At 62.2% G+C, this 17,018-nt stretch carries 24 protein-coding genes; 18 read left to right on the plus strand and 6 right to left on the minus strand.

The features are described 5' to 3' along the window. The first annotated feature begins 268 nt into the window (after positions 1–268). From LB577_RS17765 to LB577_RS17795, 7 genes are all read left to right on the plus strand, one after another. On the plus strand, positions 269–1,174 hold the full coding sequence (locus tag LB577_RS17765; RefSeq protein WP_224687690.1) for a DMT family transporter: 906 nt from the start codon (positions 269–271) through the stop codon (positions 1,172–1,174). A 375-nt stretch (positions 1,175–1,549) separates the two neighbouring features. Beyond that, entirely contained in the window at positions 1,550–3,076 is a 1,527-nt protein-coding gene (locus LB577_RS17770) for an ABC-F family ATP-binding cassette domain-containing protein (protein ID WP_224687691.1), read from the plus strand. 117 nt (positions 3,077–3,193) lie between these two features. Then, positions 3,194–3,475 (plus strand): type II toxin-antitoxin system RelE/ParE family toxin, encoded by a 282-nt coding sequence (locus LB577_RS17775; RefSeq protein WP_224687692.1) that lies wholly within the window; start codon positions 3,194–3,196, stop codon positions 3,473–3,475. A gap of 14 nt (positions 3,476–3,489) precedes the next feature. After that, positions 3,490–3,789, plus strand: a complete 300-nt coding sequence (locus LB577_RS17780) for a HigA family addiction module antitoxin (RefSeq protein ID WP_023779626.1) — start codon at positions 3,490–3,492, stop codon at positions 3,787–3,789. Positions 3,790–3,922: 133 nt separating this feature from the next. After that, complete coding sequence (locus tag LB577_RS17785; protein WP_023779625.1) at positions 3,923–4,105, plus strand: hypothetical protein; 183 nt, start codon at positions 3,923–3,925, stop codon at positions 4,103–4,105. A gap of 159 nt (positions 4,106–4,264) precedes the next feature. After that, on the plus strand, positions 4,265–4,687 hold the full coding sequence (locus LB577_RS17790; protein ID WP_224687693.1) for a VOC family protein: 423 nt from the start codon (positions 4,265–4,267) through the stop codon (positions 4,685–4,687). A gap of 197 nt (positions 4,688–4,884) precedes the next feature. Continuing rightward, positions 4,885–5,238, plus strand: coding sequence for a DUF1428 domain-containing protein (locus tag LB577_RS17795; protein ID WP_023768800.1), 354 nt, complete (start codon positions 4,885–4,887; stop codon positions 5,236–5,238). A 35-nt stretch (positions 5,239–5,273) separates the two neighbouring features. Here LB577_RS17795 and LB577_RS17800 read toward each other — a convergent pair whose 3' ends face one another. Continuing rightward, complete coding sequence (locus LB577_RS17800) at positions 5,274–6,911, minus strand: tetratricopeptide repeat-containing sulfotransferase family protein (protein ID WP_224687694.1); 1,638 nt, start codon at positions 6,909–6,911, stop codon at positions 5,274–5,276. A gap of 184 nt (positions 6,912–7,095) precedes the next feature. Beyond that, complete coding sequence (locus LB577_RS17805) at positions 7,096–7,320, minus strand: hypothetical protein (protein ID WP_140571906.1); 225 nt, start codon at positions 7,318–7,320, stop codon at positions 7,096–7,098. Between the two features lie 328 nt (positions 7,321–7,648). Between LB577_RS17805 and LB577_RS17810 the strand changes: the two genes are divergently transcribed. The 6 genes from LB577_RS17810 (at position 7,649) to LB577_RS17835 (ending at position 10,767) form a co-directional block, all read left to right on the plus strand. Further along, entirely contained in the window at positions 7,649–7,855 is a 207-nt protein-coding gene (locus tag LB577_RS17810; RefSeq protein WP_224687695.1) for a cold-shock protein, read from the plus strand. 186 nt (positions 7,856–8,041) lie between these two features. Further along, positions 8,042–8,311, plus strand: a complete 270-nt coding sequence (locus LB577_RS17815) for a hypothetical protein (RefSeq protein ID WP_224687696.1) — start codon at positions 8,042–8,044, stop codon at positions 8,309–8,311. Then, entirely contained in the window at positions 8,308–8,574 is a 267-nt protein-coding gene (locus tag LB577_RS17820; protein ID WP_013893514.1) for a hypothetical protein, read from the plus strand. The genes LB577_RS17815 and LB577_RS17820 overlap by 4 nt, the downstream gene beginning before the upstream one ends. A 44-nt stretch (positions 8,575–8,618) precedes the next feature. Beyond that, the gene (locus LB577_RS17825) at positions 8,619–8,756 is read left to right on the plus strand and encodes a hypothetical protein (RefSeq protein ID WP_023768804.1); all 138 of its coding nucleotides are present in this window, start codon (positions 8,619–8,621) and stop codon (positions 8,754–8,756) included. Positions 8,757–8,847: 91 nt separating this feature from the next. Continuing rightward, the gene (locus LB577_RS17830; protein ID WP_224687697.1) at positions 8,848–9,066 is read left to right on the plus strand and encodes a hypothetical protein; all 219 of its coding nucleotides are present in this window, start codon (positions 8,848–8,850) and stop codon (positions 9,064–9,066) included. Between the two features lie 135 nt (positions 9,067–9,201). Further along, complete coding sequence (locus LB577_RS17835; RefSeq protein ID WP_224687698.1) at positions 9,202–10,767, plus strand: EAL domain-containing protein; 1,566 nt, start codon at positions 9,202–9,204, stop codon at positions 10,765–10,767. Between the two features lie 68 nt (positions 10,768–10,835). Here the strand turns inward: LB577_RS17835 and LB577_RS17840 are convergent, their stop codons facing one another. Further along, the gene (locus LB577_RS17840; RefSeq protein ID WP_224687699.1) at positions 10,836–11,303 is read right to left on the minus strand and encodes a Kazal-type serine protease inhibitor family protein; all 468 of its coding nucleotides are present in this window, start codon (positions 11,301–11,303) and stop codon (positions 10,836–10,838) included. A gap of 499 nt (positions 11,304–11,802) precedes the next feature. Here LB577_RS17840 and LB577_RS17845 point away from each other — a divergent pair, with 499 nt between their 5' ends. From LB577_RS17845 to LB577_RS17855, 3 genes are all read left to right on the plus strand, one after another. Continuing rightward, positions 11,803–12,015, plus strand: coding sequence for a cold-shock protein (locus LB577_RS17845; protein WP_006202520.1), 213 nt, complete (start codon positions 11,803–11,805; stop codon positions 12,013–12,015). A gap of 300 nt (positions 12,016–12,315) precedes the next feature. Continuing rightward, positions 12,316–12,528 carry a cold-shock protein gene (locus LB577_RS17850; protein WP_008877668.1) on the plus strand — a complete coding sequence of 71 codons (213 nt, stop codon included), beginning with the start codon at positions 12,316–12,318 and terminating at the stop codon, positions 12,526–12,528. 189 nt (positions 12,529–12,717) lie between these two features. Continuing rightward, positions 12,718–13,143 (plus strand): BA14K family protein, encoded by a 426-nt coding sequence (locus tag LB577_RS17855; RefSeq protein WP_031250362.1) that lies wholly within the window; start codon positions 12,718–12,720, stop codon positions 13,141–13,143. A 188-nt stretch (positions 13,144–13,331) separates the two neighbouring features. On the opposite strand, the gene LB577_RS17860 is transcribed toward LB577_RS17855, so the two are convergent. The 3 genes from LB577_RS17860 to LB577_RS17870 all read right to left on the minus strand — a co-directional run bounded on the left by LB577_RS17860 (position 13,332) and on the right by LB577_RS17870 (position 15,484). Then, positions 13,332–13,970 (minus strand): MBL fold metallo-hydrolase, encoded by a 639-nt coding sequence (locus tag LB577_RS17860; RefSeq protein WP_023779617.1) that lies wholly within the window; start codon positions 13,968–13,970, stop codon positions 13,332–13,334. 160 nt (positions 13,971–14,130) lie between these two features. Further along, entirely contained in the window at positions 14,131–14,445 is a 315-nt protein-coding gene (locus LB577_RS17865) for a hypothetical protein (RefSeq protein WP_013893507.1), read from the minus strand. 145 nt (positions 14,446–14,590) lie between these two features. Beyond that, positions 14,591–15,484: a branched-chain amino acid aminotransferase gene (locus LB577_RS17870; protein WP_224687700.1), complete on the minus strand. Its 894-nt coding sequence runs from the start codon at positions 15,482–15,484 to the stop codon at positions 14,591–14,593. A gap of 261 nt (positions 15,485–15,745) precedes the next feature. Between LB577_RS17870 and LB577_RS17875 the strand changes: the two genes are divergently transcribed. Then, a complete protein-coding gene (locus tag LB577_RS17875) occupies positions 15,746–16,276 on the plus strand; it encodes a MarR family winged helix-turn-helix transcriptional regulator (RefSeq protein ID WP_031258637.1) in 531 nt (176 codons plus the stop codon). After that, positions 16,263–16,982, plus strand: coding sequence for a response regulator (locus tag LB577_RS17880; RefSeq protein ID WP_013893504.1), 720 nt, complete (start codon positions 16,263–16,265; stop codon positions 16,980–16,982). Before LB577_RS17875 ends, LB577_RS17880 begins: the two co-directional genes overlap by 14 nt. Positions 16,983–17,018 lie beyond the last annotated feature (36 nt).

The raw sequence follows: 17,018 nt of genomic DNA on the forward strand, positions 1-17,018 counted from the left end.
GGAGAAGGTGGATCGGCGCGCAGCGCCGAGACGGTTGAGGGGTGTTCCAGCGGAGTGAGACGTTGGTATTCCCTGGAGCACCCCTCATCCGACCTCGCTTCGCGAGGCCACCTTCTCCCACAGGGGGAGAAGGGAAAGCGCTCCGCTCCTAACGTCCCGCTTCGCCCAGCCGCCTCTGGACCATGAGCCATTCCTTGCCGCCGAGCGGCGGAAACGATACGCACGGCTGCAATTCCGCCTCTCCACGCAACATTCCGCCGGCTCACCCATGAAACCCAGGGATATCGCCGCCTACGTCTTCCTGGCCATTACATGGGGCCTGTCCTTCCTCGTCCTGCTCAAGGTTGTGCATGCCTTCGGCTGGGTCGGGGCGGTCACCTTGCGCGCGCTGATCGCCGGCATCACGCTCTTCCTGCTCGCGGCGGCGACGCGGCGGCGGCTCGATTTCAGCGCCGGCTGGCGGCACTTCGCCGTGGTCGGCGCGACGACGGTCGCGGCGCAACTGATCGGCCTGTCCTACGCCACCCCGCGCATCGGCACCGCGATGGCGGCGATCCTCGTTGCCGCGATCCCGCTGTTCTCGATGATCCTCGGCCAATTGTGGGGGCTTGAACGCATCACTGTTCGCGGACTGACGGGCCTGCTGCTCGGCGCCGCCGGCATCACCGTGCTGGTCGGCTTTCCCGCCGTCCCGGTCACGGCACCCTTCGCGTTCGGCTGCGCCGCCTCATTGTTCAGCTCCTTCTCCGCCGCCTTCGGCAGCAACTATGCCAACCGCCATCTGCGCGCGGCCGGCTCTTTCGAACTCACCGGCGCCGCTTTCCTGTTCGGCGGCCTGATGACGTTGCCGCTGCTGTTGGCGGTCCCCGTGCCAGCCATGCCACGCCCCGTCGACTTCCTTTACCTCGCCCTTCTCGCCTGCGTGATGAGCGCGCTGACCTACATCGTCTATTTCCGGCTGGTTGCCAGCATCGGCGCCACCAGGACCGTCAGCGTCGAATTCGCGGTTACGACGATAGCGGTGCTGGCCGGAACGCTTCTGCTCGGCGAGCATCTGACCGTCGTCCAGGGCTTCGGCGCGACGGCGATCATCGGCGGCTGCATCCTGGTGCTGGACCCGTTCCCGCGCCGGACGGAAGCGGCCGTCTTGCCATCGGCCCAACCTTTGGTGTAATCGCCTCTAGCGTGCTCCCGAAAAGTGGAATCCGGTTTTCGGGCAAGATCATGCTTTAACAAGAGAACAGAACCTCGGGCTCTGTACTCGAACGTCTTGAAAGGAGGGCTCACGTGTTCACGTTTCATCGTCACCATCGTCAGCGTGGCCCGATTTCTGCCCTGCGAGCTTGCTTGCAGGGCTGACCAGGGACGGTCCGGGTTTTTCCCGCTTCGATTTTTTGGTCTGCCCTTCGTGGTGCTGCAATGCCGAGCCTGATGGCCAGCAAGCGCACCGTCAAAGTGCATCCGGAGTTGTCTCCGGCAAGAGCGCATGACCCCGACAGCCGGATGGTTTCGGAAAGGATCATGCGCCAACCAAAAAAGCGAAATCACAATGGCCCTGATCAGCCTCAAATCCCTCGGCGTCACCATGAGTGCGCCGCTGTTTTCCAATCTCGACCTCACCATCGGCACCGGCGACCGGCTCGGCATCGTCGCCGCCAACGGTCGCGGCAAGTCGACCTTGCTCAAATGCCTGACCGGCGAGATGGAGCCGACGTCGGGCGACATCACCCGCACGCGCGGCCTGCGCGCCGGCCATGTCGAACAGTCCGTTGCCCCTGCCTTGCTCGACCGCACCTTCCATCAGGTGGTGGCCGACGCCCTGCCGCCCGAGCAGGCCGACAGCGAGATGTGGCGCGTCGATGTGGTGCTGGATTCGCTTGATGTGCCGGAGGCAATGCGCGAGCGAGAAATGCGCGCGCTGAGCGGCGGCCGGCAGAGGCTGGCGCTGATCGCCCGCGTCTGGGTCACCGATCCGGACGTGCTTTTGCTCGACGAGCCGACCAATCACCTCGACCTCGCCCGCATCAGCCAGTTGGAAAGCTGGATGACCGCGCTGCCGCGCGAGGTGCCTGTCGTCATCGCCAGCCATGACCGCGCCTTCCTCGACGCCACCACCAATCGCACCCTGTTCCTGCGCCCGGAACAGTCGCCGGTGTTTGCGCTGCCCTACTCCCGCGCCCGGCAGGCGCTCGACGAGGTCGACGCCTCGACCGAGCGCAAGTTCCAGCGCGACATGAAGGTGGCGCAGCAACTGCGCCGCCAGGCCGCCAAGCTCAACAACATCGGCATCAACTCGGGCAGCGATCTTTTGACGGTCAAGACCAAGCAGCTCAACCAGCGGGCGGAAAGACTGGAAGAGGCGGCGAATCCGGCGCATCGCGAGAAGTCGGCCGGGGCAATAAGACTGGCCAATCGCGGCACCCACGCCAAAGTGCTGATCACGCTCGACGACGCGGCGGTTGAAACGCCCGACGGCACGCTGCTGTTCAAAACCGGCAAGCGCCACATCTGCCAGGGAGACCGCATCGTGCTGCTCGGTCGCAATGGCGTCGGCAAGTCGCGCTTCGTCACCTTGATCCGCAACGCCATCCTCGAGCCGGACACCGTTCAGAATGTGAAGGTGACGCCGTCGACGGTGCTCGGCTACAGCGACCAGGCGATGTCGGGCATCAGCGGCGACGACACGCCGCTGGCCATGGTCTCTCGCCGCCATGATGTCGGCGAGCAACGCGCCCGCTCGCTGCTTGCCGGTGCCGGCGTGGTCATTGAGATGCAGGAGAAGAAGATCTGCGTGTTGTCCGGCGGCCAGAAGGCTCGGCTGATGATGCTGGCGCTCAGGCTCGCCAATCCCAACTTCTATTTGCTCGACGAGCCGACCAACCATCTCGACATCGACGGCCAGGAAGCGCTGGAGGAGGAATTGCTCAAGCACCAGGCAAGCTGCGTGCTCGCCTCGCACGACCGCTCCTTCATCCGCGCCATCGGCAACCGCTTCTGGCTGATCGAGAAGCGGAAGCTGACCGAGGTGGAGGATCCCGAGGACTTTTTCCGGGAGGTGGCTGAAGTCACCGGTTGAGCGGAGAAACGGAACTCCGGCCTGCCGTCGGCAGGTCGGAGGTTCGTATCATTCCATGAGACGTACCGTTGACTCCCGAAACGTATCGTGTGATGGTACGTCCATTGGATTCGACAAATGATACGCTCGTTCAAGGACAAGACCAGCGAGGCCGTTTCGAACGGCAAGTCTCCAAAGGGCTTTCCATCGGACCTTGTCCGATCAGCCCAACGGAAACTGTTCATGATCGACAACGCGACCGAGTTGTCGGACCTGAAGACGCCCCCAGGCAACAGGCTTGAGTCCCTGAAAGGCAATCGGGCCGGCCAACACTCCATCCGCATCAACGATCAGTTTCGCATCTGCTTTCGCTGGGTGAACGGACAAGCCGAGGGCGTCGAAATAACCGACTACCATTGAAGGACAGATGTCAAATGCTGAACATCAACCCGCCTATCCATCCCGGAGAAATCCTTCGCGAGGAATACCTCGTCCCGCTTGGCCTGAAGCCGTATACGCTGGCCAAGAAGCTGCATGTGCCACGTACACGCATCGAGCGCCTGGCCGGAGAGACGACACCGGTAACGCCCGACACCGCCCTGCGCCTTGCGAAGTTTTTCGGAACCACGCCGCAGTTCTGGATGAACATGCAGGCGAGTTACGATCTTGCCGTGGAGGGAGAGGCCAAGAAAGCCGATCTCGAAACGATCGAACGTTTGGAGACCGTTGCTTAAAGTAAATAGCGCCAGAACAGCCGGTCTCAAGCTGCTCGAAAAAGATTCAAGAGCTGTGTCGGATTGCCTGAACCTGCCTCGTCCTTGGGATGCCGACACGATGATGCCGGCGTCAACCCAGGGAGAATGCATCATGTCCGTCCTTTCATCCATCGGTCGCATCGCAACCCAATACGCGGCAGCGCGTGCCCGCCATCGCAGCGAACGCATCCTGCTCTCGCTGCCGGCCGAACTGCGCAAGGACATCGGCTTTCCGGAAATCTTGGATGCGCAAGACAGCCGTCGCGCGGCTACCGTCTCGGCCAAGATCATTTGACCGCGGCGAACCGGCCCATGTGCCGTTCGTTCAATGCCGCCGTTTGCCCGGCCTGTCCGGGCCTGGCCTGCGAAAAAAATTCGGCGGCCATGTAGGATAGCCGTCGTCCCGTGCGTCCTGGGATTGGCAAAGCCAAGTCAACGCAAAGAGGAGCAAGAGATGACCGACCAGACCCCCGTTCAGCCCAGGGCAGAAGTGCTCGGCGGATTGACCCCCTATCTGCAGGTGGACGGCGCCTTCAAGGCCGCCGAATTTTACAAGAAGGCTTTCGGCGCCGAGCAGGTCTTTGCCTATCCGGCCGACGAGCAGGGCCGCACCATGCACATCCATCTCCACATCAACGGCTCGACGCTGATGCTTTGCGACGCCTATCCCGAACACGGCCATCCGCATCAGAAGGCGCAGGGCTACACGCTGCAGCTCCATCTCGGCGATGGCGATATCGACACCTGGTGGCAGCGCGCCGTCGATGCCGGCTGCGAGGTGGTCACACCTCTGCAAGTGATGTTCTGGGGCGACCGCTGGGGTCAGCTCAACGATCCGTTCGGCGTCGCCTGGGCCATGAATGCGCCGGTGAAGTAAGGCGGAAGCTTTTCACCTCTCCCCTTGTGGGAGAGGTCGGATTGCCCCGAATTGCCTTTCGCAATTCGGTTGGCAATCCGGGTGAGGGGTAACTTGGCGCCAAGCTGGAACACCCCTCATCCGTCTCGGCACTGCGCGCCGATCCACCTTCTCCCACAAGGGGAGAAGGAAGAACCCCACCAATGAGGAGTTCCACCATGTCCTATGTCGATGGTTTCGTGCTTGCCGTGCCTAAGGCCAAACTTGACGACTACAAGAAGCTGGCCAACCTCGCAGGCCCGATATGGATGGAACACGGCGCGCTTGCCTATGTCGAATGTGTCGGCGACGACGTGCCCTATGGCGAGGTCACCTCGTTTCCGCGCGCCGTCCAGGCCAAGGACGACGAGGTCGTCATCTTCTCCTGGGCCGTTTACGAATCCAGGCAGAGTCGCGATGCGGTCATGGCCAAGGTGATGGCCGATCCTCGCCTGCAGTCCGACTGGTCGACCATGCCGTTCGACGGCAAGCGCATGATCTTCGGCGGCTTCCAGCCGTTCATGGAGCTTTGAGCAGCTGGCGCAACTGAGCGCCTGTTGCCAATCTATTACCCGCCGAGCTTATCAAGCAGCGGCTTCAGCCTGTCTCCATAGCGCTTCCACAGGTCGACCGAGCCCTGGTACATCGGCTGGCGCACCTGCGCGGCCGATGCGGTGCGCACAGGCCGGTCGGTCTGGTGGAAAGACAGCACGGCATCGTCCCATGGCAGGCCGAGATAGTCGATGAGCGCCCGGCTCTGCCCTTCCTGGTCGGCGACGAAATCCTCGTAGCGCAAGTCGTGCACGACGCCCGGCATCACGCTGTGCCAATGCGCCATGATGTCGGTGTAGAGATTGTGGAAGTCGGCGAGTTCGCCGAGATCATAGCCGTAGCGATGGCTGTCGCCGCGGAAATGCACCTTGTAGATCGACAGGCAGGTCGCCGCCGCATCGCGGGCGCAATGGATGATCCTGGCCTTCGGCATCATCATGTGGATGAAGCCGACGAGCAGGAAGTTGCCCGGCATCTTGTCGGTGACATGGCGCATATGCGGGAAGCGGGCGTGCAGCATGTCGAGATAGGCCCGGCCTGCCTCGGCGAAATCCGAATCGTCCGTATCCGTTACGCCCCAGGGGAAGCCGCCCGGCATCGTCGCCGGGAACTGCTTGCCGACCGCCTTCTTCAGGATGCTGAGCTCGCCCGCACCATAGACCTGTGGATGGCTGGCGATGATCTGCTCGACCAGCGTCGTACCCGAACGCGGCATGCCGACGATGAAGATCGGCGCGTCATCGGTGATCGGGCTCGGCTTGTGCCTTTCGAAGAAGCCGGCATCGAACACAGTCTTCATCGCCTCGAATTCCGCGCGCGTCCTGACGGGATCATAGTTGATCCCCTTGCGGCGAATGGCATTGCCTTCGGTGAAATAGTCGAAGGCCCTGTTGTAGTCCTTCAGATCTTCATTGGCCTTGCCGAGCCCGAAGGACAGCTGCATGCGTGCCAGGCTGTCCTGCGGCGCCTTGGCATGCTGGGCTTCCATGCCAGCCAATTCGGCATCGCGCTCCTGCTGTCGCTTGACCTGCGCCAGCATCAGCCAGGCCGTGGCCATGCCGGGATTGACCGCCAACGCCTGCCGGAACAGATCGGCAGCTTCGTCGAGCTTGCCCTTTTCCATCAACCCGACGCCGAGCCCGTGCAACAGATCGGCATCCTTGGGGCGGATGGTCAGTGCCTCCTGGAAAACCGCCAGCGCCTCGTCCAGCCGCCCGGCCTCCTGGAGCGTTTCGGCAAGCCCGATGCGGGCGCGAACATGAAATGGGTTGCGTGCGACGGTGCCGCGATAGATCTCTTCGGCCTCCTCGAACTGGCCGACCTGCTTCAGCGACGAACCGAGATTGTCGCGCGCAGCGAGCTGGTCCGGCCGCAGATCCACCGCGCCACGGAAGAAATCGATGGCTGCGGCAGGACGGCCTAGATCGCGCATCACCGTGCCGAAATTGTTGAGGAAGTCGGGATTCGTCGGCTGCAACTGCACCGATTGTTCGATGAGATCCAGCCCCTCGTCGCTGCGCCCGGTCTGGTGCAGCAGCAATCCGAGGAAATGCGCCGCGGCCGCGTGCTTGGGCTGACGCGCCAGCACCTGCCGGTAGATCGCCTCGGCTTCCTGACGGCGCCCGGCCTGATGCAGTTGCAGCGCCTGCTGCACATACTGGTCGAGCCCCAGCGGCGGCTGTCCCCCAGCGCCAGACCTCGCTCCCGCACCCGCCGCTCTTCTCTGATCTCTGTTAATGGGAAACCTGCCGTGTTTGTCCGCCTGCCGCGATCTAAGCCATTGGCGCGGCAGGTTCAAGGCTTTGCGTGGTTCCCAGCCCTATTCGTCGTGAGGGCGATCAGATCAGACGATTGGTCTCGGCAACCTGCCTGGCCCGCCTCACGGTGCCATCGGTGTCGGCGATCGTTCGCCGTGCCGCCTCATCGCTTCTGATGGTCAGCCGTGCCGACTTGACGATCATCGGCTGGCCGGTGGGGCCGACAGCAATGGCATGTATGGCGGTCGGCTTGATGATCGGATTGACCGCCGCGGTCTTTCCCCTTGAGCTTCTTGTGTAAATCATGGATTTGTCCTCGTTCCGTAGTAAATAAAAATACATGAGCCCGGGAAATATCCCCGTGCACCGTCAGAATTTTTTGAAATATTTTGCAACCATAGCAGAATTATATTGGTATTTATAGCGATCTATTTTTTACCGAAGGTGGGCGGATTTCATGAATCATCTTGAAGACGCCGCCCAGCCGATCTATATATAACAGGCATCGTTTGGGCCAGAATTGGCATCTCGCGGCGTCAGAGGTTCTCGACCCGCCAATCTCATACCAAATCATCGATACCGGGCGCGCGGCACATTGGCCGTGCGACGATTTCTCAATCCGCGAAAGACATCCATGAACACCGGAACCGTGAAATTCTACAATGGCCAGAAGGGCTTCGGCTTCATTCTGCCGGCCGACGGCGGCAAGGACGTTTTCGTCCATGTCAGCGCATTGGAGCGCGCCGGTTTCCCGGGTCTCGCCGAAGGCCAGAAGCTGCAATTCGAGTTGGAGCGTGACGCCAAGGGCCGCGAATCGGCCGCCAATTTGCAACTGATCTGATCCGGCCGAATTCGATGAACGCTGACCACGGATGTACTGGCAGCTCTCGAAAGCGGCTTATTTCCAGCGATTGCCGGAAATAGGAAAGCGGGGCTCGTCCCCGCTTTTTTGCCTTCAGGATCGCCGTTTCGCATGCGCCCCCAAGGCGTAAAAATATCAAGGCGCAAAACTATCAAGGCCAGGACAATGCCGGACCGCACCACCCATTCCATCGCCCATTTCACCGCACCGTTCATACTCGGCGGGCTGGAGGGCCAATTGCCGGCTGGGGATTACGACATCGATCACGACGAAGAGCTGGTCGAAGGCATGTCGCGGCTTGCCTGGCGCCGCGTCGCCACCTTCATCCATCTGCCGGCAAGGGCGGTGAAGAACCCGCCCACCAGCCAGCTCGTCGCCATCGATTACCTGGACCTCGAAACAGCGCTGAAGCGCGACCGGGAGAATGCAGCATGATCCGTTTCCAGCCGAATGCGCGGCCGCGCAACGACACCCCCTCGCACCTCTTTGCCGTTGGCCAGACCGTGCGCATGAAAGGCCGTGGCGGCCTTCTCCTCAAGACCGCGGACCTGTTCGAAATCAAGAGCAGGTTGCCGGTCAAGGACGGTTCCCCGCAATACCGCATCCGCAGCGAACACGAGACCCATGAGCGGGTTACCACGGAAGACAATCTCGAACCGGCCGACAATCCGATTGTTGCCAGCAATCCGATTGTCTGAGACCGCGCCAAACGCCAAACCAACACGCATGAGGAGCAGCCAAGATGGCCAAAGGTCAGCAGCGAAGCAATCGCGAAACGCGCAAGCCGAAGAAGGACAAGGTGGTAGCCAAGGCCGCCTCCCCGTTCGGCTCGTCGGTCAAGCAGGCGGAGAACGGCCTGAAGCCGAAGTCCAAGGGCTGACGAACTAGGGGCGCCTCGTGTGCCCCTCTCCGCCTTCTGCTTAAGGCGGCGGCCCCAACAGGCCCATGCAACGCTTGCCACGGAGGCTTGCTTGAACTTCGTCATCGAGTTCTACCGGTCGCGTGACGCCGAGGAAGCGACGCTCGACAGAGTGTCGCTGGAAGCGCCGACCTTGCGTGCCGCGCTGCAAGGTGCGACCGCGCTGTTCCACAGCCTGGCCATGCCGCAAGTCCCCGATCGCCTGCGCATTTCCGATGAAAACGGCAGCGAACTTTATGCCGGGCCGGCCGATGGAGCCTATCCGGCCTAGACGAGAAGCATTTGCTGCATCACCCCATTAAAGTTGACGTAAGGACGAGGCCATAAGATCCGCCTGAACGCGGCCGCCAATCGGGGCCGAGGCAGTGGGCGGCCCGGCGCGATCGTCGGCCAAGGCAGGAGGCACATGGACAGGTCTCGCATCATCGTGACGGCGGTGGTGCTGGCCTTGCTCGGCGCCATCGTGCCCATCGCCACGATGTTTCACCTTTCATGGACCCAGGCCGTCCAGAACGAATACGAACGGCTGCACCAGTTCGCCAGCCGCGCCATTGCCAGGGCCGACATGTCGCTCGATGAGGCGAACGATGCCTTGCGGCAGATAGACCGGTTCAGCGGCATCCCCTGTTCGGCGGAGCACATAGCCCGCATGCGGCAACTTACCATCAACACGCGCACCATCGAGGAAATGGGCTATTTTGAAAATGGCCTGCTCAAATGCTCGTCGTGGGGACCGACCGAGGGCCGCGTCGCGCGTTCCAGGCCGGACTTCATCACCAGTGACGGCATCGCTGTAACCGCGCGCATGCAGCCCGTGATGAGCGTGGGCCATACGCTGATGGCGCTGCAGTTCAAGCACCACAACGCCCTGCTCGATCCGGTGCGTTTTGCCGACGTCGTCGTCGATCCCGGTGTCCAGCTCGCTTTGACGACGAAAACCGGCATCCTGCTCGGCACGCTGAACGGCCCCGACCCGGCGCTGGTTGAAAAGATCATCGCCGGGCCTGAGGAAGGCATCGACGACGGCCTTTTGTTTGCCACCGCACGCGCCACCGGCTGGATCGCCGTCGCCACTGAACCGGAAAGCCAGATTCTGGACAGCGTGCGCCGGCAGCAGCTTTTGCTCCTCCCGCTCGGCGCCTTCATTGCCGCCTTCATCATCGGCATGGTCGTCTGGTTTTCCCGAAGACGGCTTTCACCCCTGGGAGAGTTGCAGATCGCCGTGCGCAAGCGCGAGTTCATCGTGCACTATCAGCCGATCGTCGACCTCAAGACCGGCAGGTGCGTCGGCGCCGAAGCGCTGGTGCGCTGGAAGCGGCCGGACGGCTCCCTGGCCCGGCCCGATCTTTTCATTCCGCTTGCCGAGGAGAGCGGCCTGATCACCGCCATTACCGACCAGGTGATCGCGCTCGTCGTGTTCGACCTGAACAGCCTTCTGGTTGCCGACCGCTCCATTCACATCGCCATCAATCTCAGCGCGGCGGATGTCGGCACGGAGCGGGTTCTGCCGATTATCGCCAAGGCGCTGCAGCACACCGGGATCCAGCCGCAGCAAATCTGGCTCGAGGCGACCGAGCGTGGCTTCGTTGATATCGAGGCGGCTCGATCGGCGCTCGCGCGTGCCCGCGAACTTGGCCATGCGGTGGCGATCGACGACTTCGGCACCGGCTACTCGAGCCTCTCCCATCTCGAAGGCCTGCCGCTCGATGCGCTCAAGATCGACAAGGCGTTCATCGACACGATCAGCACGAATTCCGCCACCAGTTCGGTCACGCCGCACATCATCGACATGGCCAAGACGCTGAAGCTGACGATCGTCGCCGAAGGCGTCGAAACCCAGGCGCAGGCCGACTACCTCGTCGAACGCGGCGTCGAATATGGCCAAGGCTGGCTGTTTTCGAAGCCCATGCCCGCGGCCGAGTTCATTGCCTATTGCTGGCGGGCAGAGATACGGCCGCGTGGCGGCCGCTGAGCAGCCTGCGCCCTCTCCCGATCCATGGGAGAAGGCGCAAGCCTAGGCTTTCAGCACGGCCTGTGTTTTCAGCACGGCCCGTCACCAACCACGCGATAGTCCGCGGCGCGGGCTTCGCAGGCATTGGGGAAGCTGCGCATCTCGCCATGCCGGCGGGCGCAGACGGGAGCGTATTCGCGGGTGCAGAATGTCTGCTCTTCGCCACCGCCACCGCCACCACCGCCACCACCGCCGCCATCGCGGCAGGGACCGTCATGCACGATGCGGTAGCCGGCGCGGTCGGCAAGGCAGGCATTGGCGAAGGTCTGGCGGTCACCACCGCGCCGGGCACAGACCGGCTCGTATTGCTTGGTGCAGAATTGCGGCTCGGGCCGCGGTGGTCGCGGACGCGGCCCCGGCCCGTCATCGACGACGACGGTGCAGGCGGCCAGAAGCGCCGACAGGAACAGGACGGCCAACCCTTGCCTGGAGTAGCCGAACCCCAGTCTGGAGAAGCCAAACCCTTGCCTGGAGAAAAATGACGCCTGAAATTTCATGCTGATCTCTCCCTCGATCCCATCCCTGATGATGATCCTCGCAATTCGCCCTCCAAATGCAACCCCCGTTTGCAGCCCGCACGGCAAACCGCGACGGGAGTGGCGGTGACCGGTCCGCGCCTCCGGTGTCGCTGGCCTATGCTTGACCATGGCCGTGGGCCGATGACCCGCCCGGCAACGAGGCCTATCTGCGGCCGATCGACGTTCAGATCGGTCGATTCTTGCGTCGGGATGCGCCCAATGTGGCGGCCCGCGACGCTATCTTGCAACCTTCACGTTTCCGTGCGATAAATTCCGTGTTCGGGCATTTGCGACCCGGAGAGCGGAACGTTTTGGACGACCTTTCCCCGATACTGTGAATCTCTGACGGCCCCGTTTTTCGGCGGGGGGTTTGACCATGCGCCAATGCATGACTGCCGAAAGCAACCACCGGGAACTGCCCTCGACGCCAGTGGCGGGCAGGACCACCAAAGACTGAACGGGTGAAGGAGTTTCCCCAATGGCCCAGACCGGCACCGTTAAATTCTTCAACGCGACCAAAGGCTTCGGTTTCATCACGCCCGACGGCGGCGCCAAGGACGTGTTCGTCCATATTTCCGCGATCGAGGCCTCGGGCCTGCGCACGCTGGTCGATGGCCAGAAGGTCACTTTCGACGTCGAGCCGGATCGCATGGGCAAGGGCCCGAAGGCCGTCAACCTCCGCGCGGCCTGAACCGTCGACGCGTCGCACGTCCCTGTGGATGTGCGAACGAGGCGCCAGGGCTTGGCCCTGGGCATGCAAACAGTTTTTGGAAGGCGCGATGATTTTTCGTCGCGCCTTTTTCATGTCGGCGACGCAGCTTGAATGCACGTCGCCCAAAACCGGATCCGGTTTTAGGTCAACGACATGCATCACAACGCTTTAAGTGCCTGTAAAACTTTCTCTTGCCGATGACGCTAAAATAAAGGACAAATTTCCTCTCGGGCATTTGCCGGCCCGAGACTGGAGTTTATGGGATCAAAGGAGCTTCCCATGCCGCAGACCGGCACCGTCAAATTCTTCAACCATGCCAAGGGCTTCGGCTTCATCACGCCGGACGATGGCGCGAAGGATGTCTTCGTCCATATTTCGGCCGTGCAGGCGTCGGGTCTTCCCGGTCTCGAAGATGGGCAGAAAGTGACATTCGACACCGAGCCGGATAAGCGCGGCAAGGGCCCCAAGGCCGTCAACCTGTCGGTCGGCTGAGCCGGCTTCGGATACAGGTCGGCTCCGCGGGGCGGTTCTGCTCAATTGCGAGCGTGTTTTTTGGCGCTTTTTGGATCGACCCGTCGAAATCCGTTCAGCCTCCGTTCAGCCACGGTCGCATATTAGTCTTTGGTAAAGCCGGACCGCATCCCCTGCAAAACTGCACGGCCCGGTACGAAGGAGACCAAGATGAACCGAATTTTCAAGACAGCCGTGCTGTCCGCCGCCGTGGTCGCCACCACGCTCGCGACCTTGCCCGCCGCCAACGCGCGTGACTGGCGCCATCACCGCCACGGCAATGGCGATGCCGTTGCCGCCGGCGTCCTCGGCCTCGCCGCCGGTGCCCTGATCGGTGGCGCGTTGGCGAACGACCGGCCGCCACCCGACGCTGACCGCTACTACGATGACGGTTACTACGATCGTGACGTCGTGGTGCGCCCGGCCCCGGTCCGCCGCTACTACGCGGAGCCGCGGGTGGTCTATGCCGACCGTTATGCCGAACCGTGGACGCGTGACTGGTACGAGTACTGCTCGGACCGCTACCGCAGCTTCAACTCGCGTACCGGCACTTTCACCGGCAATGATGGCGAACAGCATTTCTGCACCGCCAACTGAGTGCATGTCGCCCAAAAGTGCGCAGCGGTTTTGGGATAACGACTTGCACAAGATAGAATTTCAAAGCGCGAAAGCGCTTTAGGGCTTCCCTGCCCCACAAAAAAGCGCTGGCTGCAAGGCCGGCGCTTTTTTGTTGTGCTGACCGCTTCGAAACTTTCTGAAGCGGCTCTGATCCAGTCCGACGGATTTCAAGTCAGGAACGGATTGGTCCTGCGCTCCTCGCCAAAGCGGCCGCCGGGACCATGGCCGCAGATGAAGCCGATATCGTCGCCGAGCGGCAGCAGCTTGTCCTTGATCGACGCGATCAGCGTCGCGTGGTCGCCGCCCGGCAGGTCGGTGCGGCCGACCGAGCCGCGGAACAGCACGTCGCCGACATGGGCGAACTTGGCCGCGCGGTTGTAATAGACGACATGACCAGGCGCATGGCCCGGGCAGTGCAGCACTTCGAACACATGGCCGCCGAACGACACGGTCTCGCCCTCAGTGAGGAACCGGTCGGGAACGCAATCGCGCGAACCGTCGATGCCGTAACGCCTGCCCTGGTTCGCCAGATTGTCGAGCAACGGCTTGTCGGCCGCATGCGGACCGATGATCTCGATACCGAGCGCCTCCTTCAAGTCCATCGCGCCGCCGGCATGGTCGATGTGGCCGTGGGTGATCCAGATCGCCCCGGCCGTGATCGCATTGTCCTTCAGCACCGCCAGCACCTTGTCGATGTCGCCGCCCGGATCGACGACCACACCGTGCTTGTCGTCCATGTCGAACAAGATGGTGCAGTTCTGCTGGAACGGTGTGACCGGCACGATGCCGGCATTGAGCTGACCCATGATCGTCCTTTCGCTATCTCGGCCGTCATGTAGAGGCAGCGGCGAAGGGCGTCCACCCTCGAGGGGACGAACAGCCAGTCACTTCGACGACAGAAATGGCACTTCAAAAACAGAAATGGGCGGCCGCAGCCGCCCACTTGGCCAGCCCGAGGTGACAGGCTTATTTCTTCATGGCGCCCATGACCGCGCCGAGAATGCCGGTCAGGATCGCGCCGCCACCGGCGCCGCCGACGATGTTCTGCAGGTTGAGCGCGCTGCCGAGACCGCTCGTTGCCGCCGCGGCCGCTGCCGGATCGACCGTGCCGCCGAGCAGGCTGCCGAGGATGGCCGCACCGCCGACACCGCCAATGGCGCCGCCCAGGATTTTGGGAAGCTGACCCATCGCTGCCGTCTTGAGCGCCGCACCGACCGCCTGACCACCGATGATGCCTGTAATCACCTGTATAATGATCGGAAGAAGCGTGTTCATGTCCATATGGTTAGTCCCTCCATAGCTGCCAGCCTCCCGGGCCGACAGCATCATGAGACGCCGAATTGGACGAAAGTCAAATGCAGAAACGCTGAAATAAAAGGGGCGGTCCGAAAACCGCCCCTGCTTGCGAAAAAAGCTGTGACTTTCGTTATTCTGCAGCGATCGCGTGCTTCGGCTGAACCGCGACAGAATAGTCGTTCATGAGATTCTTTGCGATTTCACCAACCTCGAATCGGTAAGGCCCAATCTCCGAAACCGGCGTTACTTCCGCTGCCGTCCCGGTCAGGAAACATTGCTCGAAGCCCTCGAGCTCTTCCGGCATGATTGCACGTTCAATGACCTCAAGGCCGCGATCCTTGGCCAGGCCAATGACCGTGCGGCGAGTGATGCCATCGAGGAAGCAGTCGGGCTTGGGTGTATGGATCTTGCCGTCCTTGACGAAGAAGATGTTGGCGCCGGTTGCTTCCGCGACTTGCCCGCGCCAGTCGAGCATCATGGCGTCGGCATAACCCTTGGCCTCGGCGGCGTGTTTGGACATGGTGCAGATCATGTAGAGGCCGGCGGCCTTCGACTTTGACGGCGCGGTGCGCGGGTCGGGGCGGCGCCATTCCGCGATGTCGAGACGGATGCCCTTCAGCTTCTGCGCCGGATCGAAATAGCTCGGCCACTGCCAGATGGCGATGGCGCAGTTGATGCGGTTGTTCTGGGCCGAGACACCCATCTGCTCGCTGCCGCGCCAGGCGATCGGCCTGACATAGGCGTCCTGGAAACCCTGCTTCTTCAACAGCGTGGTCGAGGCGTCGTTGAGCTCGGCGACCGAATAGGGAATCTTGAAGCCGAGCAGACGCGCCGATTCATGCAGGCGCTCGGTATGCTCTTTGAGCTTGAAGATCTCGCCGCCATAGGCGCGCTCGCCCTCGAAGACGGCGCTGGCATAGTGCAGGCCGTGCGTCAGCACGTGGATCTTGGCGTCGCCCCACTGGACGAACTCGCCGTTCATCCAGATGAAGCCGTCCAGTTGGTCGAAGGGAACGGATGCCATGGTAACCTCCCGCGGGCCGGGGCCCGCATATCGTTAGTGTCGTTGCGTGTTCTTTTTGGCCGTGCCATGTGATTGGAGACGCCGGCCGGTGTCTCGAAGCGTAAGCGGATATTCACGCTCTGGCAAACTCAGGAAGTTCCGGAAAAACCGGCTTGCCTTGCCTTTTCGTTCGCAATCCGCCCAAAAGCTTGTCAAAAATTACCATTGCAGGGAAATTACGTCAATAGTACTGACATAATATCTCTTTCCCATGGAGAAATGATGACGGATCGAAGCCACGCAGGGAAACCGATCAGGACCGCGATCACCGACGAGGACGGCATCGACTTCGCCATCATCGAGCTGTTCTTCTTCGCCTATCGCGACTTCACCTCCGATCCCGATCAGATCCTGGCCGATTACGGCTTCGGCCGTGCCCACCACCGGGTGCTGCATTTCGTCAACCGCAGGCCGGGCCTGACGGTCGCCGAACTGCTCGACGTGCTCAAGATCACCAAGCAGAGCCTGGCGCGCGTGCTCAAGCAACTGATCGACACCGACCATGTCGTGCAATTGCAAGGTCCGCGCGACCGCCGCCAGCGCGAACTCTATCCGACAGCCAAGGGCCGTGCGCTGGCTCTGGCCCTGGCGCGGCCACAGTCGCGCCGCATCCGTGCTGCATTGGAAGATTCCGGAGCCACCGAACGGACCTTGGTGGAACGCTTCCTCGAAGCGATGGTCAATCCGGAACTGAGAGCTCAGATCGACGTTGGGTCCGCAAAAATGTCAGGGAAAAGCCATGGAGAGCACTGAGAGGGTCGATCAGGCGGCCGCACCGGACGACGACGCGCCGCATCTGCTTGTGGTCGACGACGACACCCGCATCCGCAATCTTCTCAAGCAATATCTGACCGAGAACGGCTTTCGCGTCACCGTTGCCGGCAATGCCGACGAAGCCCGGCGCAAGCTCGCCGGCCTCGATTTCGACCTGCTCGTGCTGGACGTGATGATGCCGGGCGAAAGCGGCGTCGATCTCACCAAATCGCTGCGCGCCGAAAAGAACGTGCCGATCCTGATGCTGACGGCGCTGTCGGAGACAGACAGCCGCATCTCCGGACTGGAGGCCGGCGCCGACGACTATCTGCCAAAACCCTTCGATCCGCGCGAGCTGATCCTGCGCATCAACAACATCCTGCGCCGCGGCGGCCCGGCGACGACGCCCAAGGTCGAACAGCTGGTCTTCGGCCCCTACACCTTCCAGATCGCCCGGCGCGAACTGAAGCGCGGCGGCGAGGCGCTGAAGCTGACCGACCGCGAGCAGGAGATCCTGGCGATCTTCGCCGCGCGCGCCGGCGAGACCATTCCGCGCCACGAACTGGTCGGCGACGATTCGGAGGTCGGCGAGCGCACCATCGACGTCCAGATCAACCGGCTGCGCCGCAAGATCGAGCGCGATCCGTCCAACCCCGTCTGGCTGCAAACCGTGCGCGGTATTGGGTATCGGCTCAGCGTGGAATAGAGTTACCGGCGGCGGCCTGAATTGCGGCCGGCGGAT

Origin of the sequence: Mesorhizobium sp. B283B1A, assembly GCF_020165735.1 — a bacterium.
Taxonomy (GTDB): domain Bacteria; phylum Pseudomonadota; class Alphaproteobacteria; order Rhizobiales; family Rhizobiaceae; genus Mesorhizobium; species Mesorhizobium opportunistum.